The 1,071-nt window shown below is 43.1% G+C and carries 2 protein-coding genes and 1 pseudogene; all 3 read right to left on the reverse strand.

Annotated elements, in window-relative coordinates:
* Positions 1-71, reverse strand: a pseudogene (locus AB4496_RS28825) (GIY-YIG nuclease family protein); the annotation flags it as partial.
* On the reverse strand, positions 72-728 hold the full coding sequence (locus tag AB4496_RS28830; protein WP_009845675.1) for a YceH family protein: 657 nt from the start codon (positions 726-728) through the stop codon (positions 72-74).
* A 63-nt stretch (positions 729-791) separates the two neighbouring features.
* Complete coding sequence (locus AB4496_RS28835; RefSeq protein WP_009845676.1) at positions 792-992, reverse strand: hypothetical protein; 201 nt, start codon at positions 990-992, stop codon at positions 792-794.
* Positions 993-1,071: the final 79 nt, after the last annotated feature.

Raw genomic sequence — 1,071 nt, forward strand, 5'->3', positions numbered from 1 at the left:
CAATAAAGGGCATTGTGTCGATTGCGGATCAAATACACGACCCAATCCGCATTTTTGTCAGATTCCGACATTTAAAGCAGTGATTCAACCAGAGCCTTAAGCTCTGCCACTTCTTCACGTAAGCTCGCGACTTCTGATTCAAGTTCTTCAAACTTTTCACTGGTTGCAGATGATGAAACAGCGCTTACCGATGCCGTCGCAAACGCTTCAATGTCTACTTCGCCGCTCAGTAAGTGTTGGTAGCGTGATTCTCGTTTACCCGCTTCTCGTGGTAACTTCACGACTAACACACCCGCTTCTCTTGCCGCGAGTTTTTCGAGTATTGATTCAACTTCTTTCACATCGCTAAAGTTTGCAAGACGACCAGTTCGAGTACGAAGCTCACCCGGGGTTTGGGCCCCACGAAGCAGCATGCAGCAGATGATTGCACGCTCTTGCTCTGTAAATTGCAGATCACCAAATTCAGTGTTGCAGAAACGGTGCTGATACTTATTAACTCGGCTGTTGAAGCTGCTTTCATCGCTCACCATACGACGTCCTATCAAACCATCAACCGCATCTAAAACGTCTGACTCAGACAGAGAGAGCACTGGTTCACGGTTACTCTTTTGATTACAAGCCGTTGTTAAGCTATTTAGTGTCAGTGGGTAATGATCTGGAGTAGTCACTTCTTTCTCGATCAAACAACCGATAATTCTCGCTTCAATTGGGGAAAGTACTGTGTTCATCGTTTTTCCTTTTTATTATTTTGATAATTCCATCTCAACATTTAACAATGCAGCCAGTCATGGCTAATGCTCAGACAAAATCGGTACTCGTTTCTTTCTGCCTTGTTCATCAATCATTATGATCTTAGAACGATTTAGCTCTATTTCCACGACTTCCAAATTAGTGCGCTCTTGTACATACGCATCACGAAGCTTATTTTGTTCTGCCGAAGATTCAACGACATCGTCGCCCAAATCTTCTGTTTCCAATTGTTGTTGATTCATTTCACATGTCGTATCAATGCAGTATCTAGATGGGATACTAACTTGAACGGTAAGATAAAAACAATCACACGTTAGAGAG

The organism is Vibrio sp. 10N.222.46.A1, assembly GCF_041473595.1.
GTDB classification, from domain to species: Bacteria; Pseudomonadota; Gammaproteobacteria; order Enterobacterales; family Vibrionaceae; genus Vibrio; species Vibrio tasmaniensis_A.